Source organism: Enterobacter sp. Sphag1F (genome assembly GCF_014193275.1).
Taxonomy (GTDB): Bacteria; Pseudomonadota; Gammaproteobacteria; order Enterobacterales; family Enterobacteriaceae; genus Pantoea; species Pantoea symbiotica.
The window spans coordinates 219,488-244,420 of sequence record NZ_JACHZD010000007.1 but is presented as its reverse complement, the minus strand read 5'-3'; the positions used below and the strand labels follow the sequence as shown (position 1 = coordinate 244,420).

22 protein-coding genes and 4 tRNA genes are annotated in these 24,933 nt (G+C 56.1%); 6 read left to right on the top strand and 20 right to left on the bottom strand.

The window, feature by feature from the left end:
* Positions 1 to 137 precede the first annotated feature (137 nt).
* Both FHW71_RS20750 and rarD read left to right on the top strand, forming a co-directional pair.
* A complete protein-coding gene (locus FHW71_RS20750; RefSeq protein WP_179452820.1) occupies positions 138 to 608 on the top strand; it encodes a thioesterase family protein in 471 nt (156 codons plus the stop codon).
* Positions 609 to 630: 22 nt separating this feature from the next.
* Positions 631 to 1,530 (top strand): EamA family transporter RarD, encoded by a 900-nt coding sequence (rarD, locus tag FHW71_RS20745; RefSeq protein WP_061719373.1) that lies wholly within the window; start codon positions 631 to 633, stop codon positions 1,528 to 1,530.
* On the opposite strand, the gene FHW71_RS20740 is transcribed toward rarD, so the two are convergent.
* From FHW71_RS20740 to FHW71_RS20700, 9 genes are all read right to left on the bottom strand, one after another.
* Positions 1,501 to 2,553, bottom strand: coding sequence for an AbrB family transcriptional regulator (locus FHW71_RS20740; RefSeq protein WP_179452821.1), 1,053 nt, complete (start codon positions 2,551 to 2,553; stop codon positions 1,501 to 1,503). The two genes, rarD and FHW71_RS20740, sit on opposite strands and share 30 nt — an antisense overlap.
* Before the next feature lie 145 nt (positions 2,554 to 2,698).
* Positions 2,699 to 3,652, bottom strand: coding sequence for a magnesium/cobalt transporter CorA (corA, locus tag FHW71_RS20735; RefSeq protein WP_008105777.1), 954 nt, complete (start codon positions 3,650 to 3,652; stop codon positions 2,699 to 2,701).
* Between the two features lie 308 nt (positions 3,653 to 3,960).
* A complete protein-coding gene (gene uvrD, locus FHW71_RS20730; protein ID WP_008105776.1) occupies positions 3,961 to 6,123 on the bottom strand; it encodes a DNA helicase II in 2,163 nt (720 codons plus the stop codon).
* Between the two features lie 52 nt (positions 6,124 to 6,175).
* Positions 6,176 to 6,892 carry a 5-amino-6-(5-phospho-D-ribitylamino)uracil phosphatase YigB gene (yigB, locus tag FHW71_RS20725; RefSeq protein WP_179452822.1) on the bottom strand — a complete coding sequence of 239 codons (717 nt, stop codon included), beginning with the start codon at positions 6,890 to 6,892 and terminating at the stop codon, positions 6,176 to 6,178.
* Positions 6,892 to 7,800: a tyrosine recombinase XerC gene (xerC, locus tag FHW71_RS20720; protein ID WP_154156862.1), complete on the bottom strand. Its 909-nt coding sequence runs from the start codon at positions 7,798 to 7,800 to the stop codon at positions 6,892 to 6,894. Before xerC ends, yigB begins: the two co-directional genes overlap by 1 nt.
* Positions 7,797 to 8,501 (bottom strand): DUF484 domain-containing protein, encoded by a 705-nt coding sequence (locus FHW71_RS20715; RefSeq protein WP_061719368.1) that lies wholly within the window; start codon positions 8,499 to 8,501, stop codon positions 7,797 to 7,799. Before FHW71_RS20715 ends, xerC begins: the two co-directional genes overlap by 4 nt.
* The gene (gene dapF / locus FHW71_RS20710) at positions 8,498 to 9,322 is read right to left on the bottom strand and encodes a diaminopimelate epimerase (RefSeq protein ID WP_008105772.1); all 825 of its coding nucleotides are present in this window, start codon (positions 9,320 to 9,322) and stop codon (positions 8,498 to 8,500) included. The genes FHW71_RS20715 and dapF overlap by 4 nt, the downstream gene beginning before the upstream one ends.
* A gap of 29 nt (positions 9,323 to 9,351) precedes the next feature.
* Entirely contained in the window at positions 9,352 to 9,555 is a 204-nt protein-coding gene (locus FHW71_RS20705) for a lipoprotein (protein WP_008105771.1), read from the bottom strand.
* A 134-nt stretch (positions 9,556 to 9,689) separates the two neighbouring features.
* Positions 9,690 to 12,251 carry a class I adenylate cyclase gene (locus FHW71_RS20700; protein WP_179452823.1) on the bottom strand — a complete coding sequence of 854 codons (2,562 nt, stop codon included), beginning with the start codon at positions 12,249 to 12,251 and terminating at the stop codon, positions 9,690 to 9,692.
* A 316-nt stretch (positions 12,252 to 12,567) separates the two neighbouring features.
* Between FHW71_RS20700 and hemC the strand changes: the two genes are divergently transcribed.
* The 4 genes from hemC to hemY are packed head-to-tail and all read left to right on the top strand — an operon-like array spanning position 12,568 to position 16,599.
* Positions 12,568 to 13,509 (top strand): hydroxymethylbilane synthase, encoded by a 942-nt coding sequence (gene hemC, locus FHW71_RS20695; RefSeq protein ID WP_179452824.1) that lies wholly within the window; start codon positions 12,568 to 12,570, stop codon positions 13,507 to 13,509.
* Positions 13,506 to 14,246 carry a uroporphyrinogen-III synthase gene (hemD, locus tag FHW71_RS20690; RefSeq protein ID WP_179452825.1) on the top strand — a complete coding sequence of 247 codons (741 nt, stop codon included), beginning with the start codon at positions 13,506 to 13,508 and terminating at the stop codon, positions 14,244 to 14,246. The genes hemC and hemD overlap by 4 nt, the downstream gene beginning before the upstream one ends.
* A 23-nt stretch (positions 14,247 to 14,269) precedes the next feature.
* Positions 14,270 to 15,400 (top strand): uroporphyrinogen-III C-methyltransferase, encoded by a 1,131-nt coding sequence (hemX, locus tag FHW71_RS20685; RefSeq protein WP_179452826.1) that lies wholly within the window; start codon positions 14,270 to 14,272, stop codon positions 15,398 to 15,400.
* A gap of 2 nt (positions 15,401 to 15,402) precedes the next feature.
* A complete protein-coding gene (hemY, locus tag FHW71_RS20680; protein WP_179452827.1) occupies positions 15,403 to 16,599 on the top strand; it encodes a protoheme IX biogenesis protein HemY in 1,197 nt (398 codons plus the stop codon).
* Positions 16,600 to 17,185: 586 nt separating this feature from the next.
* On the opposite strand, the gene FHW71_RS20675 is transcribed toward hemY, so the two are convergent.
* The 11 genes from FHW71_RS20675 to rfbA form a co-directional block, all read right to left on the bottom strand.
* Positions 17,186 to 17,262 (bottom strand) — tRNA-Pro (locus FHW71_RS20675).
* A 37-nt stretch (positions 17,263 to 17,299) separates the two neighbouring features.
* Positions 17,300 to 17,386, bottom strand: a tRNA-Leu gene (locus FHW71_RS20670).
* Between the two features lie 16 nt (positions 17,387 to 17,402).
* Positions 17,403 to 17,478, bottom strand: a tRNA-His gene (locus FHW71_RS20665).
* A 92-nt stretch (positions 17,479 to 17,570) separates the two neighbouring features.
* Positions 17,571 to 17,647, bottom strand: a tRNA-Arg gene (locus FHW71_RS20660).
* Positions 17,648 to 17,806: 159 nt separating this feature from the next.
* Positions 17,807 to 18,541 carry a lipopolysaccharide N-acetylmannosaminouronosyltransferase gene (gene wecG / locus FHW71_RS20655; protein WP_179452828.1) on the bottom strand — a complete coding sequence of 245 codons (735 nt, stop codon included), beginning with the start codon at positions 18,539 to 18,541 and terminating at the stop codon, positions 17,807 to 17,809.
* 28 nt (positions 18,542 to 18,569) lie between these two features.
* A complete protein-coding gene (wzyE, locus tag FHW71_RS20650) occupies positions 18,570 to 19,913 on the bottom strand; it encodes an ECA oligosaccharide polymerase (protein WP_179452829.1) in 1,344 nt (447 codons plus the stop codon).
* The gene (locus FHW71_RS20645) at positions 19,910 to 20,980 is read right to left on the bottom strand and encodes a TDP-N-acetylfucosamine:lipid II N-acetylfucosaminyltransferase (protein ID WP_179452830.1); all 1,071 of its coding nucleotides are present in this window, start codon (positions 20,978 to 20,980) and stop codon (positions 19,910 to 19,912) included. The genes wzyE and FHW71_RS20645 overlap by 4 nt, the downstream gene beginning before the upstream one ends.
* Positions 20,977 to 22,230 (bottom strand): lipid III flippase WzxE, encoded by a 1,254-nt coding sequence (wzxE, locus tag FHW71_RS20640; protein ID WP_179452831.1) that lies wholly within the window; start codon positions 22,228 to 22,230, stop codon positions 20,977 to 20,979. The genes FHW71_RS20645 and wzxE overlap by 4 nt, the downstream gene beginning before the upstream one ends.
* Positions 22,230 to 23,360, bottom strand: coding sequence for a dTDP-4-amino-4,6-dideoxygalactose transaminase (gene rffA / locus FHW71_RS20635; RefSeq protein WP_008105756.1), 1,131 nt, complete (start codon positions 23,358 to 23,360; stop codon positions 22,230 to 22,232). The genes wzxE and rffA overlap by 1 nt, the downstream gene beginning before the upstream one ends.
* Positions 23,357 to 24,055, bottom strand: a complete 699-nt coding sequence (gene rffC, locus FHW71_RS20630; RefSeq protein WP_179452832.1) for a dTDP-4-amino-4,6-dideoxy-D-galactose acyltransferase — start codon at positions 24,053 to 24,055, stop codon at positions 23,357 to 23,359. The genes rffA and rffC overlap by 4 nt, the downstream gene beginning before the upstream one ends.
* Positions 24,033 to 24,914, bottom strand: a complete 882-nt coding sequence (gene rfbA / locus FHW71_RS20625) for a glucose-1-phosphate thymidylyltransferase RfbA (RefSeq protein ID WP_008105754.1) — start codon at positions 24,912 to 24,914, stop codon at positions 24,033 to 24,035. Before rfbA ends, rffC begins: the two co-directional genes overlap by 23 nt.
* Positions 24,915 to 24,933: the final 19 nt, after the last annotated feature.

Here is a 24,933-nt window from a genome sequence, read left to right as displayed (position 1 = left end):
ATCGTCAAGTGACGGTTCAAAAAGCAGGCCATTCTACACGCAAAACCTGCGGTTGATCAGCGCCGATTTCCGAAACTGGAAAGCGGCTCGAACGCGGCATAATATACACAACTCGTTAACATTTTAAGGCAGGAATTATGTCATCCCCGTTGCTGACACAGCTGGAAGCGCGCCGTCTGATTGGCGAAATTTTTGTTTATCACATGCCCTTCAATCAGGCGCTCGGATTAGAGCTGGATCGACTGGAAGCAGATTACGCCGAACTCGGCTTCGCCAATAAAACCATGCTGGTCGGCAACGCGGCGCAGCAGATTTTGCATGGCGGCGTCATCGCCTCGGTACTGGATGTCGCCGCCGGGCTGGTGTGTGTCAGCTATGCGCTGACGCGTCAGGAGAGCATTACCGAGGAAGAGCTGCGTCAGCGCCTGTCCCGTATGGGCACCATTGATATGCGCGTGGATTATCTGCGCCCAGGCCGCGGCGAGCGCTTTATCGCCACCAGCAGCCTGCTGCGCGGCGGCAACAAAGTCGCCGTGGCGCGCGTGGAGTTACATAACCAGCAAGGCGATTACATCGCTACTGCTACCGCCACCTATATGATTGGCTAATCAGTACTTTTGGAATGACTTGATGGATTCGCAACAAACTCGCCAGGGTATTGGCTACGCGCTCGGCGCTTACTTCATTTGGGGTATCGCGCCTGCCTATTTCAAGCTGGTCAAAGAGGTGCCCGCCACCGAAATTATGACGCATCGCGTGATTTGGTCCGCGCTGTTTATGCTGCTGCTGATCACCTTGACGCGTAGCTGGGCGCAGGTGCGCAGCGTGCTGGCGCAGCCGAAAAAGGTGCTGCTGCTGGCGCTGACCGCCGTGACCATTGGCGGCAACTGGCTGCTGTTTATCTGGGCGGTGAATAATCAGCACATGCTGGAAGCCAGCCTCGGCTACTTTATCAACCCGCTGATTAACGTGGTGTTTGGCATGCTGTTCCTGCGCGAACGCTTCCGCCGCTTGCAGTGGCTGGCGGTGCTGCTGGCGACCACCGGTGTGCTGGTGCAGCTGTGGCAATTTGGATCGCTGCCGATTATTGGCCTTGGTCTGGCGTTGAGTTTTGCGTTGTACGGTTTGGTGCGTAAGAAGATTCAGGTCGATGCGCAGAGCGGCATGCTGATCGAGACGTTGTGGCTGTTTCCGCTGGCGGCGATTTACCTGTTTGGCTTTGCCGATAGCGCCACCAGCCATCTCAGCGCCAACGCCATGAGCCTCAATCTCAAGCTGGTCGCAGCGGGCATTATCACCACCATTCCGCTGATGCTGTTTGCGGCGGCCTGCGCGCGTCTGCGCTTATCGACCGTCGGCTTCTTCCAGTATCTGGGCCCGACGCTGATGTTCCTGCTGGCGGTGCTGTTCTACGGCGAGAGCCTGACGCCGGATAAAATGGTGACCTTCGGCTTCATCTGGCTGGCGCTCGCCGTGTTTATTATCGATGCGGTCGCGTTCTCAGCTCGGGCGCGCATGCGCGTAGCGTGAAATAAAACGCGCCAGCGCCGGGCCGGTGAGCAAAATGGTGAACAGACGCAACGTCTGCAGCGCCATAACAAATGCCATATCGACCCGCGTGCCGGCCGCAATAATCGCCACGGTATCCAGCCCGCCCGGGCTGGTTGCCAGATAGGCAGTCATCAGATCGACGTGCAAAACGCGCGTCAGCATCCAGGCTAATCCGCCGCACAGCAGCATCAAGCCGAAAATCGACAGCAACATTTGCGGCAGCGTTCGCAGCGCAAGCTTGAAAATCGGCCGGGTGAAGCGCAACCCCACGCTCCAGCCTATCAACGCATAAGCCAGCGCCAGCAACCATTCCGGTACCTGCAAGGTCGCCACATCGGTGCCGTGCAGCACCGCGCCGATCAGCGCCGGTAGCAACAAAGCACCGGAAGGAATGCGCAGCTTCTGGCCGAGCCACGCACCGGCGAACATCACCAGCAATGTCAGCAGAAAGCTGCTGTGCAGCGCGGGAAACCACACCAGTTCAGCCGCACCGCCGTTGGTGCCGAGGCCAATGCGCGCCACCACGGCCGCAGCGGTGGCGACAAACAGCACGCGCAGATACTGCATAAACGCCACCAGCCGCACATCCGCCCCAAAATCACCGGCCATCGCCACCATCGCCGAAGCACCGCCGGGCGATGATCCCCATGCGCCAGTTGGGCCGGGCAAATTACTGAAGCGCACCAGCAGAAAACCAGAAAGGCCGCTGGCTGCTAACGTCAGCACCAGTACGGCCAGCACTACCGGCCAATCCTGTATCAGCGGTGTGAGAATGCCCGGCGATAAAGTCTGGCCAATCATGCAGCCGAGCACCGCTTGTGCCAGCACGAAGAAACGTTTATCGATGCGCACGGTCGCGCCGGACAAGCCCATAAAGGTGCCGACGATCATCGGGCCAAGCAGCAGAGCCGCAGGAAGGTGGAACAGCTGGAGGATAATCCCCAGCACTAACGAAGCAATCAGCAGAAGTGTCCATTGCAGTCGCAATGAGAAGCGCGCCATAGGAGAGAATCAGATAGTGAGCAGAGCCAACAGGTTACGCAGAAAATTGAAGTTTATCTACCAGGTCGCCATAAATGGCGACCCTACGTTTGTCATGAGCGGTTTTGTAGGGTCGTCATTCATGACGACCTGGACTTGAGATAGGTTACAACCAATTCTTGCGTTTGAAATAGAGGTACGGCGCCAGGCCGGCGAGGATCATCAGGCTAATCGCGCCCGGGTAACCAAAGCTCCATTTCAGCTCCGGCATAAACTCGAAGTTCATGCCGTAGCTTGATGCCACCAGCGTTGGCGGCAGGAACACCACCGATACCACCGAGAAGATCTTGATGATGCGGTTCTGCTCGATGTTAATGAAGCCCATCGCCGCCTGCATCAGGAAGTTAACCTTCTGGAACAGCGATTCGTTATGCGGCAGCAGTGATTCGATATCGCGCAGGATTTCACGCGCCTGCTCCAGCTGGTTGCCCGGCAGACGTGCTTTGCGCACCAGAAAGTTGAGGGCGCGCTGGGTATCCATCAGACACAAACGCACTTTCCAGCCGATATCTTCCAGCTCCGCCAAACGTGACAGCGCCTGGTCGTACTCTTCGCCTTGCTGGCCTTCCATGATCACGCGGCTGAGTTTCTCCAGCGCGCTGTAGATGTTCTCGATCTCATCCGCCAGCTGTTCGATTTTGGTCTCAAACAGATCCAGCAGCAGCTCATAGGCGTTGCCATCGGTCAGCATCTGGTTGCGCGCACGCATGCGATAGAGACGGAAAGCTGGCAGCTCGCGTTCGCGCAGCGTATACAGGCGATCTTCGCGGATGGTGAATGCCACAGTGGAGTTGCCCGCGTGGTCTTCGGCATCTTCAAAGAAGAAGAAGGAGTGAATGTGCAGGCCGTCTTCGTCTTCGAAGAAACGCGCCGAGGCTTCGATGTCTTCCAGCTCCGGACGCGTTGCCAGGCTCTGGCCGAGCTCGCACTGCACGCGATCGCGTTCGCTGTCGTCGGGTTCGATCAGATCGACCCAAACAGACGTGTTGAGTTTGTCGTTGTCTTCTTCCAGCTCGATGCGCGTCAGGCGATTACGATCGAGTTTAAATGCGCTCAGCATAGCAATAACTCCCCATTTTTTCGGAATGGGACAAAGCGGTGACCACTGTAGATTACGGGCACGGCGAAGCCTGAACGGAAACTTTCGCTTCAAGGGTAAATCAGTGCTAACTCACGCGACGAGAGTAAAAAAGGGAGGTCGCTGATAACCGCTAAGGCTACCAGCTAAAAGAGGTAACCTTAGGAGTTCCTGTTAAACAGGTGATTGAGCCAGCATCGACTGGGCGCGTCCAAGGCATTGTCCTCTCATGATAATAGTGCGCGCATGTTACGCTGAGACGAAAAAGTCGTCAAGGTAGCGCAACCGCGCTACACCGTTTCCAGACGGGCATAAGCCGCCACCAGCCACTTGATTCCCTGGCCCTGAAACGCCACCTGCAAACGGCTGTGTTCGCCGCTGCCTTCGAGGTTAATGATGGTGCCTTCGCCGAATTTGGCATGGCGCACGCGCTGGCCGAGCGTGAAGCCGCTGTCGTTTTGCGCGATTGGCGTACCCATGCGCTGATGGCTCACTGGACGGCTGACGCTGGCGCGCAAACGCACCTCTTCCACGCACTCTTCCGGCAGCTCGCCGATAAAGCGTGATGGACGGTGATACACTTCCTTACCATAAAGACGACGGCTTTCGGCATAGGTGAGCGTCAGCTTGACCATCGCACGCGTCACGCCGACATAAGCCAGACGACGCTCCTCTTCCAGACGACCGCCTTCATCCAGCGACATCTGGCTCGGGAACATGCCCTCTTCCATGCCGACGATAAATACCTGGCTGAACTCCAGCCCTTTCGCCGAGTGCATGGTCATCAGCTGCACCGCATCCTGCCATTTGTCGGCCTGGCCTTCGCCCGCTTCCAGCGCCGCATGCGACAAAAACGCCTGCAGCGGCATCAGATCTTCGTCTTCGTCCTGATAGCTGAACTGGCGCGTTGCCGTGACCAGTTCTTCAAGGTTTTCAATACGCGCCTGGCCTTTCTCGCCCTTCTCCTGCTCGTACATCACCCACAATCCGGAGTCTTTAATCACGCGATCGGTTTGCACATGCAGCGGCATCTCGGATGTTTCGCTGGCCAGTGAATCGACCAGCTCGCAGAAGCGCTGCAGCGCCGACGCGGCGCGTCCGGCTAACACTTTGTTCTGTAACAGCTCGCGCGTGGCCTGCCATAAAGTGAGTTGCTGATCGCGCGCGGTCTGGCGCACCACGTCGAGCGTACGATCGCCCACGCCGCGCACCGGCGTGTTCACCACACGCTCAAATGCCGCATCGTCATTGCGATTGGCCATCAAACGCAGATAGGCCAGCGCATCTTTAATCTCCTGACGCTCGAAGAAGCGCATGCCGCCATAAATGCGATACGGCATGCTGCCTTGCAGCAGCGCCTCTTCCAGCACACGCGATTGGGCGTTGCTGCGATAGAGAATGGCGCAATCCTGCAGCGCGTTGCCGTTTTCATGCCAGCTTTTAATACGATTGACCACAAAGCGCGCTTCATCCAGCTCGTTGAATGCGCAGTAGAGCGAGATCTTTTCGCCATCGCTGCCGTCGGTCCACAGCTCTTTACCGAGGCGGCCATTGTTGTTGGCGATCAGCGTGTTCGCGGCTTTCAGAATGTTGTTGGTCGAGCGATAGTTCTGCTCCAGGCGAATGGTTTCTGCGCCGGGGAAATCCTGCAGGAAGCGCTGGATGTTTTCTACCTGAGCACCGCGCCAGCCGTAAATCGACTGATCGTCATCGCCGACGATAATCACGCGGCCGGTATCACCCGCCAGCATGCGAATCCACGCGTACTGAATGTTGTTGGTATCCTGGAACTCATCCACCAGCACGTTGCTGAAACGCTCGCGGTAATGGTTGAGGATATGCGGCTTGTTAAGCCAAAGTTCGTGGGCGCGCAGCAGCAGCTCGGCGAAATCCACTAAACCGGCGCGATCGCAGGCTTCCTGATACGCCTGATAGATGCGCAGCCAGGTTTGCTCAACCGGATTGCCATAGCTTTCGATGTGTTTTGGTCGCAGACCTTCATCTTTTTTGCCGTTGATGTACCACATGCCCTGACGCGCAGGCCACTGTTTCTCATCAAGGTTCATGGCTTTGATCAGGCGCTTCAGCAGACGCAGCTGATCGTCACTGTCGAGAATCTGAAAATCCTGCGGCAAACCGGCATCCAGGTGATGCGCGCGCAGTAAACGGTGCGCCAGGCCGTGGAAGGTACCAATCCACATGCCGCCCTGGCTGGTGCCGATCAGCTGATCGATACGATGGCGCATTTCTGCCGCCGCTTTATTGGTAAAGGTCACCGCCATAATCGAATACGGTGAGCAGTTCTCTACCGACAGCAGCCACGCAATGCGATGCACCAGCACACGGGTTTTGCCACTGCCTGCTCCGGCCAGCACCAGCAGGTTGCTGCGCGGTGCGGCGACCGCCTCGCGCTGTTTGTCATTCAAGCCGTCAAGCAGATCAGAAACGTCCATAAGCACCGTCTAAAAAAGGAGAGCATCCAGTTACTGGATAAATTTACAGCTATTATAGCAGCGAGGTCAGAGATGCCAACCGATCAATTTCAACATGCGGCAGCAAACGCGCATCGTCGATCTTCATCAGATTGCCTTCACGCAGGTTGATCCAGCAGGCTTGCATCCCGGCACGCAGCGAACCGGCAACATCGGTGGTGAGATCGTCGCCGACGTGCAGAATGTGCTGTGGCGCGATGTCCAAACGCTCAGCGGCCAGATGATACATATCCTGCCACGGCTTGGCGCGACCGTGCGGACCGGCACGCAGCGCGAACTGGAAGTGGTGATGGATACCGAGCTTTTCCGGACAGGCATTGCCGTTGGTAATCGCCACCAGCGGCACGCGCTCGCCCAGCCACGTCAGCGTTTGATGCGTCTCTTCCGGCATGGTCACTTCGCTGCGCCACTGATGGAACACGCTCATCACGTCGCTGGCACCGGCGCTGGCTTCTGATGCCGGCAAGCCGACATTGAGCAGCGCCAGCTCCACCGAGCGGCGGCGCCATTCAGACACGTCGTGATAAATTTCCGGTTCGCGCGCCAGCAACTCATTACGCAGCGCCTGATAATCCGCCGGGGTGAATTCACGCAGCGCCGGATGATACGCCTGCAGTGCTGCATGCGATTCGGCGGTGGTTTTGCGGATCACGGGATGGTTGTCATACAAGGTGTCGTCGAGATCAAAAGTGATCGCTTTGATCGGGCCGAGCGGACGATAAAACTTCATTAAGACTTTCCTCGTTTGGCACGCGGATGGGCCGCATCATAAACCGTCGCCAGATGCTGGAAATCCAGATGGGTATAGATTTGCGTAGTCGCCAGATTAGCGTGGCCGAGCAGTTCCTGTACCGCGCGCAGATCGCCGCTCGATTCCAGCAAATGCGTGGCAAAAGAGTGGCGCAGTTTATGCGGATGAATATGGCTGGCAACGCCTTGCTTGATGCCCCATTCGGCAAAACGCTTCTGCACGTTGCGCGTCGAAATTCGGCTGCCGCGGCTGGAGACAAACACCGCATCATCCTGCGGCGCAAAGCTATCGCGCAGCGATAACCAGTGCTGAATCCAGGTGACCGCCGTGCCGCCAATCGGTACGCGGCGCTCTTTGCTGCCTTTACCCAGCACCCGCACTTCGCCCGCTTCCAAATCCATGTGCCGACAATCCATATTCACCAGCTCGGAGAGACGCAAGCCGCCGCCGTACATGGTTTCCAGCATCGCGCGATCGCGCACCGCCAGCGGATCGTTGAGATCGATCTCCAGCAGTTGGTTAACTTCATCGACGTCCATGTTTTTCGGCAGATGGCGCGCGTTACGCGGCGTGGAAATGCCTTTGGCGGGATTGGCGCTTAACATGCCTTGATGTACTTGCCAGTCGAGAAAACTGCGCAGCGCCGACATGCGCAGCGCCAGACTGCTGGCGCCTAAACCGCCACGGCGGCTGCGTGCCGCCAGGCTGCGCACCTGCGCCGGTTCCAGCTGCGACCAGCTCGTCAGCTTCATCTCATCGGCCATTGCCATAATCGCCTGCAATTGCCGTTGGTAATTCTTTTGCGTCAGCGGACTGAGCTGGCGTTCGACCTTCAGATAACGCAGAAAGTCATCCACGGCCGGCAGCAGCGGACTGACGTGACTCATGCGCGTTCAATCCAGCGTGACAGCAGATCCGGCAGCATTTGCGCCAGGTGCTGCAGCAGCAGCGTGCCCATGCCTGCCTGATAGTGCTGATTATCGCGGCTGGTAAACATCAATACGCCCAGCTCGCCGCGTTCGCCCATCAGCGACATCGCCACCGAGCCAATCGCTTTGGCCTGCGGCAACAACAGCAGCAATTCCGGGCCGTTGAGGCTGCCGAGATAGTGATGTTCATTGCCGAAGCGCTGAATGCGCAATGGTTCGAATGCCTGACGTGACAAGCCGAGTTGGGTGAAATCAGACGGTGCGCCGATGTGCCACTTGTCATTGAACACACGCACGTGCGCACCGGCCAGACCGAGTTCGCGCGCCCAGCGGTGCAAACGCGTCAGCATCTCTTGCAAGCTGTCGGCGGCGGCAAGATGACCTTGTAGCGCCAGCAGGCGATCAAACAGCTGATGGTTAGCCGTTGCCTGCTCCATCAGCAGCGTGATCTCCTCTTCCAACTGCTGGATGTGGTTACGCTGACGCGCCATATGCCACTCCACCAGTGAAACGCTGCCGCGTACCGGATGCGGCACCATCATCTGTTCAACCTGGCGCGCATTGCGAATAAAGAAATCGGGGTTTTCACGCAGAAATGCGCTTACCGATTGATCGTCCAGCAAAACCTCGCTTTCGGTCTGCTCTTCGACATTTTTCATAGATGAATAAACCCATCGTAGACGTGTGTGGCAGGACCGGTCATAAACAGCGGTTGCCCTTCCCCTTTCCAGGCAATATGCAGCGTTCCGCCCGGCAAATCGACGCGGACATTCTCCGCCAAAATGCCCTGCTGAACGCCGCAGGCCACCGCCGCACAAGCGCCGCTGCCGCAAGCCTGGGTTTCGCCCGCGCCACGTTCGTACACGCGCAGACGGATGTGTTCACGATTGACCACTTCCATGAAACCGACGTTAACGCGCTCCGGGAAACGCTCGTGGCTTTCCAGCTCTGGACCGAGCGTTTCCACCGGCGCGGTTTTCACGCTTTCTACCTGAATCACGCAGTGCGGATTGCCCATCGATACCGCACCAAACATCACGGTTTGATCGGCAACACGCTGCAAATAAAGGTTCTCAGCTTTATTGGCACGCAGCGGCACGCTTTGCGGTTCGAAGTTCGGTTGTCCCATATTGACGCGCACCAGCTCATCATTGGTAACGCTGAGCACCATGCGCCCGGTTTGTGTACTGACGCGAATGTCGCTTTTGTTGGTCAACCCTTTCAGACGCACAAAGCGGGCGAAACAGCGAGCGCCGTTGCCGCACTGCGCGACTTCGCTGCCATCGGCGTTGAAAATGCGGTAATGGAAATCGAGATCCGGATCGTAAGGCGGTTCGACGATCAGAAGCTGATCAAAACCGATCCCCAGATTTCTGTCCGCCAGGCGGCGAATCAGTTCCGGCGAAAAAAAGACGTTTTGCGTCACAGCATCCACGACCATAAAGTCGTTGCCGAGACCGTGCATTTTTGAGAACTGCATTTTCTGCTCCGCCGGATTACTCATAGATTTTAGTTCGCCTGCGAACCAGGCTTGCTGGTGACCAAACCACCGACATCAGCATCCTGAGCGGCTTTTTGCTGCTGCTCGGTGACCTGCTGTTTCGGCTTGTTTGGCTGATCTTTCGGCGGGAAATACAGCGGTCCTTTCAGGCCACAGCCTACCAGGCTGACCAGTGCCAGCGCCATACCCAGCTGACTCATCACTCGTATCATTCTGTCTGCTCTTCTGTCCTTAAGCCATGGTTGCTTATCATCGCAGTTGACGTTGTAAAAGCAACAGGAAATAGCCGCATTTCCTGCGGCAGGTCAGAGTAACAGCGCATCCCGCCGCGCGAACGCAGGCGGGATCAATGCATTTGGTAGCGTGGCTGGAAGTCGCCGTTGTCGTTGTCAGGCTGCGTGGCGCAGAGCTGCGTTAACGTTTGGCTGCGGAAAGGAATCACCTGGAAACGTTCGCCAGTATTCACAATCTGGTAGAACTGCGGCAGGTTGAAATTGATAAAGCTGGAGCCGTAGGTAAAACGGTCATGCGACGACGAATAGAATCGACTCACGTCGCGCACCAGCTCTTCTTTACTGCCTTCGCAATGGTGATAAACCTCAACGCGATTGGTTTCGTCGAGGATATAGATGTTGAAGCCGCGATCGTCATTGGTGTCTTCAAAGAAGAACTGAATGATGCCTTCGCTGGCGTAGCCATTCACCACCGGCGGCAACGGCGTCTGGTTCGATTCCACTTTGATCGACAAGCCGTGCAGCTTGTTGTTAGAAATCGCGCCATAGAATTCGACGGCGTTTTCCAGCTTCTGCACCGACACGCTCATGCGTTCGAAGAATAAGCCCCAGGTTTGGCCCGCCATGCGCAACGCTTTAAAGCGGCCCGGTTCCTGACGCGTGCTCGACAGACGCAGCTCAATGCATTCCGAAACCAACTGCTGCACGCGAGTACGAATCAAACCGCGCAGATGCTGGCTATAGCAGAACACTTCTACCGTATCCGGCGGCGCAGCATCCTGATGCATTTTGCCCAGAATGGTTTTTAGCGCTTCAATCATCGCCTGCTCGCCGTTGAAGTGCAGCGTACGCACTTCATTCCACGAGTTGCGATAGAGCAGATCGATGCTGCCAATCAGGCATTGCTGCTGCTGACCGAAGCTGAACACATCCAGCTTGCGGAAATCAAAATGCACCACCTGATTGCGGAACGCCGAGGTAGGATCGTGCTCAAGATTGACGATAATCGCTAAGTGACGAATTTCGCACGGGCTGTAGAGCGCTTTTGGCGTCGGTGCCGGCACGCGCAGCGGGAAGTGGCTCGACACATCGTTCACCAGCTCCTGCAAACGTGGCAGATCGCACAGATCGTTGCCTTTCATATGCAGACGCGTTTTGCTGGTCAGCAAACCGTTAAACCACGCCCACGCCACCAGCTTGTTCAGATAGCGGTTATATTCCAGCGGCTGATGGCTGATGATGGAACTCATGTCCGGCGATTGGTTATACAGATACCAACCGGCACGATTGGCGCGGCCCGCCGGAACGTGAATAAAGGTGAGATTCTCTTCCGAGAGATCGGGCGAAATCTGCGGGTTCACTAAGGTGACTTTACCCGGCAGCGCCTCGAATGCGGCATACAGTTTACGCGTCAGCACGCCGATATCCTGCGGGCTGGCGCTGACGCTTAAATTGTTGCGGCGCGCAAAGCGAATCAGGTTGCGATAGCTCTGCATCATCGCATCCAGCAGCTCATTATGCGCTTCACGTACGCGTTCGATTTTCCACTGCGCGCGGTTATCAAGTACCGCTAACTTCTCTTCATCCCAGCCCCACTCTTTAACCAGCTGCGATAGAATCTCGCGGCGCCAGCCAGTGCGCTGATGATGGTGATCTTCGCTCGAGAGCTTTTCACACACTTTTAAATAGAAACATCGACGCACTAAATCGAGGCGCGCCATGTCATCAACGCTGGTGAGATAGCGCGTCACGCGCTCCAGCATCATGCAGTAAGGATCGAGACCGAAGCAGACAATTTCGCCGTCGTGCAGGCGCTGCTTGATGTCCATCGACAGCAGCTGCGTGTTGGGATATTCCCAGCTGTAGGCTTCCAGCAGCAGGGTTTTAAGCACCGCTTTGTACGGCGAATCGATACTTTTATATAGCTGCCACAAGCTGGCACCGAAGTACTCTTCCGCAGACAACGTGCCAAGCCCGCCGAGATCCAGCCACTCATTCGGCGTCAGAACGCCTTGTGAATAGAGCGACATGACGTAATCATCGTAATGGTGCTCCTCTTCACCGGGCACCATATTCCACAGGATGCGTTTACCCGCCATACGCACGGCGGTACGGTAAAACTCATCCAGCAGCAAAATATGTTGGGTAGAACCGCAATCTTCACCGCCGAGGCTGCCGCTTTCATTATGGCGGAAACGGTTCTCGTCAATCAGGAAGAAGCTAACTTCCACACCCATCGACACACACCATTTCTGCAACAGCGTACACTTACGCTGCAGATTGAGGCGCTCTTCATTATCCAGCCACGATTGGTGGCACACCCAGATATCAAGATCGGAGATGCTGTTTTGCCCAACGGACGAAGTGCTGCCCATTGAGTAAATGCCGGTAATCGGACGTTCGCCTGCCACGGCAGAGCTGAGCTCGAGCGGTTGACCGCCCGCTAAGTTCTGCAGCAGCTGAAATTGGTTTTCATCGGGCGTGTAGAGGCAGACGCCATGCGGAACGTTACCTTCAACGTAGCCAGGCATCAGTGGATGATGGTAGTGCAATAATGTTGGCAGCAGACTGTAGACTTGCTGGAAAGCAGGTCCCATGGCAGCCAGTGCGCGATCTACACGCAGCTGGTTAATCGCATCCAGTCTCTGTTTCAGTGTCTCAATGTAGAGGTACAAGACGTTTCGCCTGATTGTCCCAGTGTTAAGCACCCTGTTTCCGAATTTTGCCGCTTAATAATAAATATATTGGGCAAATAATTGCTGGAAACGTGATCAATCTAACACCTGGAGGATTGACCGTAAAGAAAGTTGCGCTACTTAACAGTTTAGCATGTTCCGACCGTAGCTCTGCTTTTTTCAGACTTCGACTCTAAACTGCGACCCTCAAGATCCAGGCACAGTCTGACATCGCGGCCTTTTCAATCCGTTGAAACTGACAGCATTCCCCTATCAATGATAGGATATTCGATGAACGATCAAAATGGTTAACAGCATGTTAAACAAAATTTTCAGAATTGCTACCAGACAAAGTCCCCTTGCTCTGTGGCAGGCACAATATGTCCAGCAGCGCCTGATGGCGGCTCATCCGGGTCTGCAAGTTGAGCTGCTGCCGATGGTCACCAAAGGTGATGTCATTCTTGATACGCCACTGGCAAAGGTTGGCGGCAAAGGGCTGTTCGTTAAAGAGCTCGAGCTGGCAATGCTGGAAGGACGCGCCGATCTCGCCGTGCACTCGATGAAAGATGTGCCGATCGATTTTCCAGAAGGTCTCGGTCTGGTGACCATTTGCGAGCGTGAAGATCCGCGCGATGCTTTCGTCTCCAATCGTTACAACAGTATTGATGAGCTGCCGCAAGGCGCGGTTGTCGGGACGTCCAGCCTGCGCCGCCAGTGTCAGCTTAGCGCCCGCCGTCCGGACTTAGTGATTCGCTCGCTGCGCGGCAACGTCGGCACGCGTCTTGGCAAACTCGATGCCGGTGAATATGACGCCATCATTCTGGCGGCGGCGGGTTTGAAGCGTTTAGGGCTGGAAGATCGCATTCGTCAGGCAATGCCTGCAGAGATTTCACTGCCAGCTGTGGGTCAAGGCGCTGTCGGCATTGAATGCCGCGTGGATGATGAACAATTAATTACGCTGCTAGAGGCGTTGAATCATGACGATACCGCCGTGTGCGTGCGTGCCGAACGTGCGATGAATACGCGGCTGGAAGGCGGTTGTCAGGTGCCAATAGGCAGCTTCGCGGTGCTGGAAGACGATCAGCTGTGGCTGCGCGGATTAGTCGGCTCACCGGACGGCAGTCAAATGGTGGTGGGCGAGCGCCGTGGTCCGCGCGATCACGCCGAAAAAATGGGCATTTCGCTGGCCGAAGAGCTGCTGGATGGCGGCGCGCGCGACATTCTGCGTGAAGTCTATCAAGGTCAACCGCCAGCATGACCATCCTCGTGACCCGCCCGGAACCGGCCGCCACTGAACTGGTCTCGCGTTTGCGCAGCCTGGGCAAGCTGGCATGGAGCCTTCCGCTGATTGAATTCACGCCGGGTCGCGATCTTATTCATCTACCCAAGCGACTTGCTGCGCTCCAGCCAGGCGATCTGGTGTTTTTGCTGTCGCAGCAGGTCGTCACGTTCGCCGAACCCGCTTTACAGCAGAGCGCGATTACGTGGCCTGAAGCTCTCAACTATTATGCTATTGGCCGCAGTACTGCTTTAGCCCTGCATACCGTCAGTAATCTAAAAGTAGACTATCCTCATGCGCGAGAGACCAGTGAAGAGCTGGTGCGCCTGAATCGTCTGCAGCAGGTCAGTGGCAAACGCGCGCTGATTCTGCGCGGCAGCCCAGGGCGCGAGTTGCTGGCGGAAACGCTGATTGAGCGCGGCGCTGAGGTGCAATATTGCGAGTGTTATCAGCGTTGTGAAAAGCACTACAACGGCGCGACGGAAGGCCGCCGCTGGCGCGATCGCGGCATTACAACGCTGGTGGTCACCAGCGGCGAAATGTTACAACAACTCTTTTCTCTGTTTCCGCCAATTGATCGTCGGGAATGGTTACTACACTGTCGGCTTGTGGTCGTCAGTGAACGTTTGGCTACGCAAGCCGCTGAATTAGGCTGGCAGGACATTGATGTAGCCGATGGTGCCGATAACGACGCGCTGCTGCGCGCGTTACGCTGAACTTAACAATGGGATGAGCCATAATGACGGAACAAAAAGCCTCCTCCGCCATGGTTGAAGAAACCACCCCAGCGGACAATTCTCCCTCTCCAGCAACTAAGCCACCACGCGATAAAAAAAGCGATGGCAAGGTGCTGAGTGCAGTGGCGATTGTGATTGCGCTGGCGATTGGGGCGGGACTTTACCTTAATGGGAAACACCAGGCCGATTTACAGGCTCAAACTAATCAGAATCTCAGTGAGCAGTTGAGCGCCTTGCAGCAGCAACTCGGCAGCGACAAACAGCAACTGACACAACAGCTTGCTAGCGCCAACAGTGCCTTGCAAGAGACGCGCACGCAGCAGGATAACAGCGCTAAAGAGCTGGAAACCCTGCGCGATAAAGTCGCCACCATCTCTGGAAACGACACGCGTACCTGGCTGCTGGCGCAGGCGGATTACCTCGTCAAACTGGCGGGCCGCAAACTGTGGAGCGATCAGGATGTCACCACGGCAGCAGCGTTACTGAAAAGTGCCGATACCAGCCTGGCCGACATGAACGATCCAAGCGTAATGAACGTGCGTCGCGCCTTAACGCAGGACATCAGTTCACTCTCCGCGGTCAGCCAGATTGATTATGACGGCACCATCCTCAAGCTTAATCAGCTGTCGAACGGCGTTGATAATTTGCGTCTGGCCGACAACGACAGCGATGATTCACCTATGGACGCCGATGGCGGTGAGCTCTCCAGTTCGCTGCACGAGTGGCGTCAAAATCTGGTGAAAAGCTGGCACAACTTTATGGATGATTTCATCACCATCCGCCGCCGCGATAACACCGCACAGCCGCTGCTGGCTCCGAATCAGGACGTTTACCTGCGCGAAAACATTCGTTCGCGCCTGCTGATTGCCGCCCAGGCCGTACCGCGTCATCAGGATGAGATCTACAAACAGTCTATCGATGCGGTATCAACCTGGGTTCGCGCGTGGTACGACACCAACGATGCCGCCACCAAAGCCTTCCTTGCGCAGCTGGATGAACTGAGCCAGCAGAGCATTTCGATGGATGTGCCGGATACGCTGGAAAGCCAGCCGCTGCTGGAAAAGCTGATGCAAACTCGCGTGCGTAATTTGCTGGCTCAGCCATCGATTGCTGCTGATCAACAGGGAGGCTAACCATGCTGAAAGTATTGGTGCTTTTCCTGCTGCTGATTGCCGGCATTGTGGTTGGACCGATGGTCGCAGGCCATCAGGGCTACGTGCTGATCCAGACCGACAACTGGAACATTGAAACCAGCGTAACGGGCCTGGCGATCATTTTGATTCTCAGCCTGCTGGTGATCTTGTTGGTGGAATGGATTCTGCGTCGCCTGTTCCGCACCGGCGCACGTACACGCGGCTGGTTCAATGGCCGCAAGCGTCGTAGCGCACAGCGCCACACGCAAAGCGCGTTGATGAAACTGGCGGAAGGTGACTTCAAACAGGCTGAAAAACTGCTGTCGAAAAATGCCGACCACGCCGATCAGCCGGTAGCTAACTACTTGCTGGCTGCCGAAGCGGCGCAGCAACGCGGAGACGAAATCCGTGCTAATCAGCATCTGGAGCGCGCTTCTGAGTTGTCAGTGAACGACACTATTCCGGTTGAAATCACGCGCGTACGTCTGCAACTGGCGCGCAACGAAGATCACGCTGCACGTCACGGCGTTGACCGCCTGCTGGAAGTCGCGCCGCGCCATCCGGAAGTGTTGCGTTTGGCAGAGCAAGCCTACATTCGTACCGGCGCATGGAGCGCATTGCTCGACATTCTGCCTTCAATGCAGAAAGTGCAGATCAATGATGAAGTACAGCGCGATGCCTTGCAGCAACAAGCCTGGCTGGGCCTGATGAACCAGGCGATGGCCGATCAGGGCAGCGACGGTTTGAAAAAATGGTGGCAGAACCAGAGCCGCAAAACGCGTCAGGAAACCGCCTTGCAGGTGGCGATGGCAGAACATCTGATCGAGTGTGACGATCCGGACACCGCACAGAGCATCGTGCTGGAAGGTCTGAAACGTCAATATGACGATCGTCTGGTATTGCTTATGCCGCGTATTAAAAGTGGCGATCCGCAATCTCTGGAGAAAGCGCTACGCCAGCAAATTAAACAGCATGGCGCCACGCCGCTGCTGCACAGTACGCTGGGCCAGATGCTGATGCGTCATGGTGAATGGCAGCAGGCGGCAGAAGCGTTCCAGCAAGCGCTGGCTCAGCGTCCTGATGCGTTTGATTATGCCTGGCTGGCCGATGTTTACGACCGCCTGCATCGCCCGGAAGACGCCGCCAAAATGCGTCGCGAAGGACTGCTACTGACGCTGAAGACCAATCCCAGCGCCTGATTTTACGATTGTTACTTTTGTGCACGCCGGGCTTGTCCCGGCTTTTTTTTGCCTGTCATAAACTGCAGACAAAAAAACACCTGCCATAAGCAGGTGTAAGATCAGGTCGTTAAGACAACTGATGGCATCCGACTCAACGTAATGTCCTTCTTACTGCAGTAAAGCGTGCGCAAATACTGCCAGGCTGGACAACGGATGCCGTAAGGGGCTCTGCATCATTCCCAGGTTTATGTAGCATCAGCAAACATAAGAGGTGGAATGAGCATCTACAGAGAGATTATTGCACAAGACGTGCCAAAGTTGCAGTTAACGCAATAAGTTAATGAGTATCAACAGGATATAACCCATTCCACGTTTAAGAAGTTAGCCACTGTCGGTAAATCGCGACGCATAACCCAAAAGCTGTCTCCGCAAAGCGACAAGCTATGCAAGGAATTGTCATGCCTATATAAATCAGTGAGTTATATGTATCTGAATAGCGACAATGTGCAGAATTATGCTTAATGGAAATGATGGGATGAACGACAAACGCGAAAGGTGGGTGCAAACGAAAAAAGCCTGCTTTTTCAAGCAGGCTTTTCGAATATGGTCGGCGAGAGAGGATTCGAACCTCCGACCCACTGGTCCCAAACCAGTTGCGCTACCAAGCTGCGCTACTCGCCGATTTTTTACTTCTTTAACGCTACTGCGTAATTTTGCTTGGTGCGAAGGGAGGGACTTGAACCCTCACGTCCGTAAGAACACTAACACCTGAAGCTAGCGCGTCTACCAATTCCGCCACCATCGCGTGACCGAGCAAAATCTGGGGTGGCTAATGGGACTCGAACCCACGACAACTGGAATCACAATCCAGGGCTCTACCAACTGAGCTATAGCCACCATAATTCTGGTGCGTAAGCATGTCTCGCTTACTAAAATTCACTGCATAACGCGGTCTAACCAACCACCGAAGCTCTTGCGCACAAACTAAATGGCGCGCCCGACAGGATTCGAACCTGAGACCTCTGCCTCCGGAGGGCAGCGCTCTATCCAGCTGAGCTACGGGCGCGTAGCGCCGTTGCGGATGGGCATACTACGGGCTTGACCTCATGCTGTCCAGCCCTTTTTTAGAAAAAAAACGCGTTTGATTACGCTTTGTGCATTCCATCGATAATTACAGCAGTTTGAGGTGCTTACCCTCGCATTTTTGCTGTAAAAACCAGCAATTTCAGAGATCGCCGCGCCAGTGGTAACGCAAATATTTCAGCAGCTTTAATTGGCGGCGCAGACGCGAAGGCTGACGAATGAGGCGATACAGCCATTCCAGCCCGGATTTTTGCCACCAAACGGGCGCGCGCTTAACGTGTCCGGTAAAAACATCGTAAGTGCCACCAACGCCCATATAGAGCGCATGCGGCCAATGTGCGCGGCAATCACGCATCAATAGCTCCTGGCGCGGCGAACCTTGTGCCACCGTGACAATCTGCGCACCGCTTGCGGCAATACGTGCAAACAGCGCATCACGTGCTTCAGGCGCAAAGTAACCATCCTGGCTACCAACGATATTCACATTCCACTGCCGCCGCAGCTTGTCGCAGGTTTCCTGCAGCACCGCCTGACGTCCACCAATCAGAAATACCGGAATGCCGGTGCATCCCGCGTTCTCCATCAGCGCTTCCCACAGATCCGCGCCCGCGATGCGGTTCACCTGCAGCTGGGGATACTTCTTACGCAGCGAACGGACAATGCTGATGCCATCCGGATATTTGAATTCTGCCTCAGCAATCAGTGCGCGTAGCTGTGCATCTTCTTCCAGCGTCAGCATTTTCTCGGCATTCATCGCCACCAGCGTGCCGCAGCGCGGTTTGCCCTCGGGCAGCAGAAAGCGCAGAAAGCTTGCCATATCGTTGAAGGCGTGAAGATCGACTCCGCGCAGGCTATAGCGCGGCTTATCGGTTTCCATGGTATGAATTTCCCGTTGTGCCCAGAGGTTATGATGGGCTGTGTAAAACCGGCTCGCTGCGCGGACGAATCAGTCCCGCGCGCGCCAACAGCCAGTAAAGCAATTTAGCCGCCCACATGCAGGCCGCAAAAATCAAACAAAAGAACACCACGCGCGAGCCGAAAGCATCCAGCCCTTCACGCGCCAGCACGATCATATTAAACACCGCGCCGAAGCAGAAACTCTGCAAAATCGCCCCGCTGTAGCGATTGCTGGTATCGCGACCATAGAGATAAAGGTTATCGAATCCTTTCATCAGCAGGCCGACAGCCACCGCACCGATTGGGATAAACCACACGCCGCCCATCACTACCAGAGAACCCAACAGCGTCGGCGAGATCGCCAACCCGGAATGGTTGTTCAGCACTTCCCAGGTAAAGTAGTTGGCGCTATTGAGAATGGCTGCTGGACGTCCCGGCCACATCCAGCTGGGAATGAACACGTAGAAATCGCGCCAAATCGGTGCCAGGCCCTGAAAATCGATCTTGTCGTAGTTTTGCAGTAATAGCGCCAGATTTTCCCACGGCGAGAAGGTATCGCGCGTCAGATAAAGGAAGGTGTAAAACGCCTCATCGCCGACCACGTCTAGGTTATAGCGACGCAGCGCCAACCAGAACATACCGCCGATTGCCATCACACCGGCGCCGACCAGCATCCACAGCGTGATCCAGCCGCGCGTAATACCAATGAACAGGAACAGCGCGAAAGCAATGATGATATTGGCGCGCGTGCCGCCCACCAGCGCGTAGGTCAGCAAGCCAAATGCCACCGACACCAGCAAAAACCACAGCCACTGACGTTGGGTTGGCTTGAGGAAGTAGCGAATCAGCATCGCCGGAATAAAGAAGTAGAAGAAGCGTTTGAGCGCCACGCCGGACACTTCGCTGGAGAAAATCTGGTTGTAAGCCGAAAGTCGGAACAACAGCAGACCGTTGTGCATGAAGAACACCGTCACGGTGCCAATCGCCACCAGCGCCAGCAGCAAACAGGTCAGATTGGTTTCAACCCGATTCATCTGCAGCCAGGGCTTATGCGCAGGCGCATTGGCCGGCCGTAGCCGCACCTTGTAGCTAACGTAATAGATGGCATAAAAGCTGGTAGCGGCCAGCAGCGCCTGCAGCAGGTATTCCGGCGGCACCACGGCCACGTTAAAGCGGAACACCAGCACGCTGGTCAGCGGGAAGCCGAAATAGAAGGTCAGCAAAAAGAGAATGGTGAAGAACAGGTGGAAGTTGAAACGCACCCGTTTAAATTCCCGCCAGGTTAAGGTCAGAATGAAACCCAGCGAAAACAGATAAACCACCAGCAGACCACTAAACTGCATCAGGCTCATGTTCTCTCCCTTTCACTCAGGGTTAGCGCGTCGCGCCAGCCTGCCAGATAGCCAGGGGCAAAAAAGGCAATCGATGAGTGATCAAATTGCGCTAGTTGCCGTTGCGCTTCGGCCACGCTGGCCGCATCCAGCGCATCTTCACTAAACAGCACCGGCAAGCCTTGTTCGCTGAGATCGCGCCAGAACGGATTTTTGCGGTTCAGCACAAACGGAATATTGGCCTGAATCAGCAGGCAAAGCGTACCAATGCCTTGCTGGCGCTCGAACATAAAATAGCCGAGCTGACAGCGGCTAAGCAATGTCAGATAGGCATCAAAATCTATTTTGTCGCGCAGCAACGTCACCTGCCCCGCCGGGAACAGGAGCTGTGCGGCAGCGGCAATCTCTTCGATGTAAGCGTGATTATTTTGCGGATAACCGAGCGGCACGACGATTTTTACCTGTTCGCCAAACTGCGCGCGAATCGCCTCCAATCCGGCAATGTGGCGATTACTGCGATCGCCCGAATTGCCGAGCAGAATAGTGAAATCGGGACTTTCCACCGACGCGGGCGGCGCCACATCCGGCATACGCGTCGGGAAATAGAGTAACGAAGCGGGAACGCGCGGATGGCGCTGTTGAAAATGGTGCAAATCACCGCGCGTCGCAAACACGCGCGCCACGCGCCCTTGCGCCATTCTGCGCAGCAGATAAAACAGCTGATACTTGAGGCCTCGCCCTTCTTCATAGAGATCTGCGCCCCATACGTGCCAAAACGCCTGCTTACGGCGCAGTTTGCCGCTCAGTAAGGCTATCCAAATGCTGGGATTAAACTGGCCGTGAAAGAAGAAGCGCTGCGAGCGATCGGCGGCACGCGCTATCACCGCTTGCGCCAGTGCACGCTTGCTGGCAAAGGTTTCAATCTGCAATGAGCTATACGCTTGCAGCGTCTCGGGCGCGCTGGAAACCACCATAAACTGACGCGGCGCAGCGACAGGCAGCTCGGCGCTCATCACGTCATTAAAGAAGCGCAGCACCGTATGATTGTGATGCGGGATATCCGATCCCAATACGTGAAAAGTCGTCATTTTTTCCGGCAATAAATCATGAAGGCGCCACAACACAGGGCGAAATAGAGAACGTAGGTTGCCATGTAAGCCTGCGCGGCTCCGGTAGTCCCGTGCAGCGGAATCAACCAATGAGAAAAGCCGGTCAGCAGGGCAAACTGGCTGATTTCAGTCAGAATATAGAAGCGCAGCGACGCTTTGGCGATCACCAGATATCCGAAAACATAGGCGCCGACTTTAAACACATCTCCGCACAACTGCCAGACGAAAAGGTCACGCATCGCGCTGAACTGCGGCGAAAACAGCAGCCAGATAGCGACATCGCGCAGCATCCATACGCAGAAACTGGCCGCTGCAACGGCAGGTAATACAAAGCGCAGCGCACGCCCAATCTCACGGGCGATTTGCGGCTTCTGCTCCAGGCGTGCCAGCGTGGGCAGCAGCCAGACGCTAAAGGTGGCGGTGATAAATTGCAGATAGGCATCGGAAATACTGGTCACGCCCTGCCATAAACCCACCTGCGCCCAGCCTTGTTGCTCAGCCAGCAGATTTCGCATCATCACCCACGCCACCGGCAAGGTGAACGAGGTGATTAGCGCCATCAGCGTAAACTTCGCCAGATTGCGCGCCAGTTCGGGATGCCAGCTTGGCATCAGCCAGCTCAGCGGCAACTGATCGCGATGGCGACGCAGCATCAGCAATGCCGGAAACACCAGTAGCGCCGGTACCAGCGCCAATCCCACTAACGCACCGGCATAGCCGCCCAGCCACCAGCACAGCACATAACCCATCACGCCAATTACACTTCCGGCAATCAGCGCCAGCGCATTACCGCGCGCATCGCGAAAACCTTTCAGCAACGCTAGCGTCAGGTTGGCCCAGGCAAAACCGAGTTGCAGAAAGGCGACAATGCGCACCACGTTTGCATATTCAGCATGACCAAACAGCGCCGTGCTGATCGGCGACGCCGCCAGCAAAAACACCAGCGCCAGCAGCGTTGAAAAGCCGAGCACAATCGCCGAAGCCGTGCCGGTCACCGCGCGTAACTGCTGTGGCTGCTGCTGATGTTGCGCGACTAACGTAGTGACGCCGTTAAAGATGCCTGCGCCCGCCAGCACGCCGAGTATGGTAATCAACTGACGGAAGTTACCGGCTTGCCCGATCCCTTCCGGCCCGAAACTCACCGCCAGCAGTTTCACTACCAGCAGGCCAGCAACGATTTTTACCAGCGTCGAAGCGGCGGTCCAGACTGAAGCTTTTGCTAATGACATCAGGCAAAGAAACTCAGCAGCGAACTGATCACCGTACGCTGGTTGTTATCCGACAAGTTGTAGAACAGCGGCAGGCGCAGCAGACGCTCGCTTTCTCGCGTGGTAAAGGCATCATCACCGTGGAAGCGGCCAAAACGTTCACCCGCTGGCGACGAGTGCAGCGGGATGTAGTGGAACACCGTGAGGATTTCCGCCTCTTTCATCCAGTTGATCAGCGCCTGGCGATCGTCGCTGTCGCGCAGCTTGATGTAGAACATGTGCGCATTGTGGCGGCAATTTTTTGGCACCACCGGCAGCTCAATACGACCTGCTGCCGCCAGCGGCTGGAGCGCATCGTAGTAGCGCTGCCACAAACGCAGGCGCTGCTGATTAATCTGCTCCGCCGCTTCCAACTGCGCCCACAAATAGGCCGCCTGCAGATCCGCCATCAAATAGCTGGAGCCGATATCGCGCCAGGTATATTTATCCACCTGACCACGGAAAAACTGACTGCGGTTGGTGCCTTTTTCACGAATGATCTCGGCCCGATCCACCAGCTTCGCGTCATTAATCAGCGTTGCCCCGCCTTCACCACCGGCGGTGTAGTTTTTGGTTTCGTGGAAGCTAAAGCAGCCAATATGACCAATGGTGCCCAGCGCGCGCCCTTTGTACTGCGACATCACGCCCTGCGCGGCATCCTCGATAACATAGAGTTTATGCTTCGCCGCCAGCGCCATGATGCTGTCCATCTCGCAGGCCACGCCCGCGTAATGCACTGGCACGATGGCGCGGGTTTTCGGCGTGATCGCCGCTTCAATCAGCGTTTCGTCGATATTCAACGTATCGGGACGCACGTCGACAAACACAATGGTCGCGCCGCGCAGCACAAAGGCGTTGGCGGTGGAGACGAAGGTATAGCTCGGCATGATCACTTCATCGCCTGGCTGCAGATCAATCAGTAGCGCTGCCATCTCCAGCGACGCGGTGCAGGATGGCGTTAGCAGCACTTTCTTGCTGCCGAAATGTTGTTCCATCCACTGCTGGCAGCGGCGAGTAAAGCCGCCATCGCCGCACAGCTTGCCGCTGGCCATCGCCGATTGCATGTACTCAACTTCGCTGCCGACAATCGGCGGCGCATTAAATGGGATCATGAGGCTTTCCTGTAGAACCAGTAAGCGGTGCTTTCCAGCCGCGCACCGCTGCGTAAATAGAGGCGCAACGCCGTGAGATTGCTGAGCTGGGTCGCCACGCGCAGATGCGTTAGCTGACGCACGCGGCCCCAGTCGGCGGCAGCGAGCAGCAAGCGCTGGCCGACGCCGCAGCCTTGTGCGGCTGGCAATACCGCCAGCAGACCGATGCGCATTTCGCCGTCAGTTTCGCGCATCGAGACAAAACCTTGCAGCGCACCCTGCTCATCGCAGGCCACCAGACATTGATTATCGAAAGTGCCGCGCACGGCATTTTCAATCCACTGCGCGTAAAAACGTCCGCTGTCCTCCGCCGCAAACCACGGCGCACGGAAACGACTCTGGCTAAATGCCTGTGCGGCGGCTTCGCGCAGTGCCGGGATTTGTGCTTCCCGCGCAATGCGCACGCCAACTTGCCGCTCAGTATGTTTGATGCTGAGAGTGAGATCGGCTTCGCCTTCGACCAACTGAAAACCGTGCTGGCTCAACGCATCAATGGCGTCAACTCGTTCAGCGGGCACCTTCACTTGCCACAGCGCATACGGCTGCTGAAGCGCCTCGGCCAGCGGCAGATCGCCATCCAGCGACAAGCGCGCGCTGTTCTGACCGAAGAACTCATTCTCCCACGTAAGGGGATCAATATTGACGCGGACGGGCATTGTGAACATCCAGCAGATACTGGCCGTAGCCGGTTTTGGTTAGCGCCTGAGCGGCAGCTAAAAGCTGGGCATCGCTCAGCCAGCCGTTACGCCACGCAATCTCTTCCAGGCAGGCAATTTTAAAGCCCTGCCGTTTTTCCACCGTCTGCACAAACATACTCGCCTCAATCAGGCTGTCGTGCGTACCGGTATCCAGCCAGGCAAATCCGCGCCCCAGCAACTCTACTGAAAGCTCGCCCTGATCGAGATACATCTGGTTGATGGCGGTGATTTCCAGCTCACCCCGCTCGGAAGGTTTCACCTGTTTGGCAAACTCCACCACGCGGTTATCGTAAAAATAGAGGCCGGTTACCGCCCAGCGCGATTTCGGCTGCTGCGGTTTCTCTTCAATGGAGAGCGCGTTGAAATCGTCATCAAACTCCACCACGCCAAAACGTTCCGGATCCATCACCTGATAGGCAAAAACGGTCGCGCCACTGCTGCGTGCGGCCACTTTCTTCAGTTTGGGGCTGAAACCCTGACCGAAATAAAGATTGTCGCCCAGCACCAGGCAACAGTGATCGTCGCCGATAAAGGATTCACCAATAATAAACGCCTGCGCCAACCCATCCGGGCTCGGCTGCTCGGCATAGGCCAGCTGCAAACCGAATTCACTGCCGTCGCCCAGCAGGCGTTCAAAGTGGGCACGATCTTCCGGCGTGGTGATGATCAGGATTTCACGGATCCCTGCCAGCATCAGTACCGACAGCGGATAGTAAATCATCGGCTTGTCGTACACCGGCAACAGCTGTTTCGAGATGGCGCGGGTGATCGGATGCAAACGCGTGCCCGAACCACCGGCTAAAATGATGCCTTTCATCGCTGCTCCTTCATCATGG

Coding starts and splice junctions, on each gene's coding strand:
- FHW71_RS20750 (WP_179452820.1), top strand. CDS start 138: ATGTCATCCCCGTTGCTGACACAGCTGGAAGCGCGCCGTCTGATTGGC.
- rarD (WP_061719373.1), top strand. CDS start 631: ATGGATTCGCAACAAACTCGCCAGGGTATTGGCTACGCGCTCGGCGCT.
- FHW71_RS20740 (WP_179452821.1), bottom strand. CDS start 2,553: ATGGCGCGCTTCTCATTGCGACTGCAATGGACACTTCTGCTGATTGCT.
- corA (WP_008105777.1), bottom strand. CDS start 3,652: ATGCTGAGCGCATTTAAACTCGATCGTAATCGCCTGACGCGCATCGAG.
- uvrD (WP_008105776.1), bottom strand. CDS start 6,123: ATGGACGTTTCTGATCTGCTTGACGGCTTGAATGACAAACAGCGCGAG.
- yigB (WP_179452822.1), bottom strand. CDS start 6,892: ATGAAGTTTTATCGTCCGCTCGGCCCGATCAAAGCGATCACTTTTGAT.
- xerC (WP_154156862.1), bottom strand. CDS start 7,800: ATGAGTCACGTCAGTCCGCTGCTGCCGGCCGTGGATGACTTTCTGCGT.
- FHW71_RS20715 (WP_061719368.1), bottom strand. CDS start 8,501: ATGAAAAATGTCGAAGAGCAGACCGAAAGCGAGGTTTTGCTGGACGAT.
- dapF (WP_008105772.1), bottom strand. CDS start 9,322: ATGCAGTTCTCAAAAATGCACGGTCTCGGCAACGACTTTATGGTCGTG.
- FHW71_RS20705 (WP_008105771.1), bottom strand. CDS start 9,555: ATGATACGAGTGATGAGTCAGCTGGGTATGGCGCTGGCACTGGTCAGC.
- hemC (WP_179452824.1), top strand. CDS start 12,568: ATGTTAAACAAAATTTTCAGAATTGCTACCAGACAAAGTCCCCTTGCT.
- hemD (WP_179452825.1), top strand. CDS start 13,506: ATGACCATCCTCGTGACCCGCCCGGAACCGGCCGCCACTGAACTGGTC.
- hemX (WP_179452826.1), top strand. CDS start 14,270: ATGACGGAACAAAAAGCCTCCTCCGCCATGGTTGAAGAAACCACCCCA.
- hemY (WP_179452827.1), top strand. CDS start 15,403: ATGCTGAAAGTATTGGTGCTTTTCCTGCTGCTGATTGCCGGCATTGTG.
- wecG (WP_179452828.1), bottom strand. CDS start 18,541: ATGGAAACCGATAAGCCGCGCTATAGCCTGCGCGGAGTCGATCTTCAC.
- wzyE (WP_179452829.1), bottom strand. CDS start 19,913: ATGAGCCTGATGCAGTTTAGTGGTCTGCTGGTGGTTTATCTGTTTTCG.
- FHW71_RS20645 (WP_179452830.1), bottom strand. CDS start 20,980: ATGACGACTTTTCACGTATTGGGATCGGATATCCCGCATCACAATCAT.
- wzxE (WP_179452831.1), bottom strand. CDS start 22,230: ATGTCATTAGCAAAAGCTTCAGTCTGGACCGCCGCTTCGACGCTGGTA.
- rffA (WP_008105756.1), bottom strand. CDS start 23,360: ATGATCCCATTTAATGCGCCGCCGATTGTCGGCAGCGAAGTTGAGTAC.
- rffC (WP_179452832.1), bottom strand. CDS start 24,055: ATGCCCGTCCGCGTCAATATTGATCCCCTTACGTGGGAGAATGAGTTC.
- rfbA (WP_008105754.1), bottom strand. CDS start 24,914: ATGAAAGGCATCATTTTAGCCGGTGGTTCGGGCACGCGTTTGCATCCG.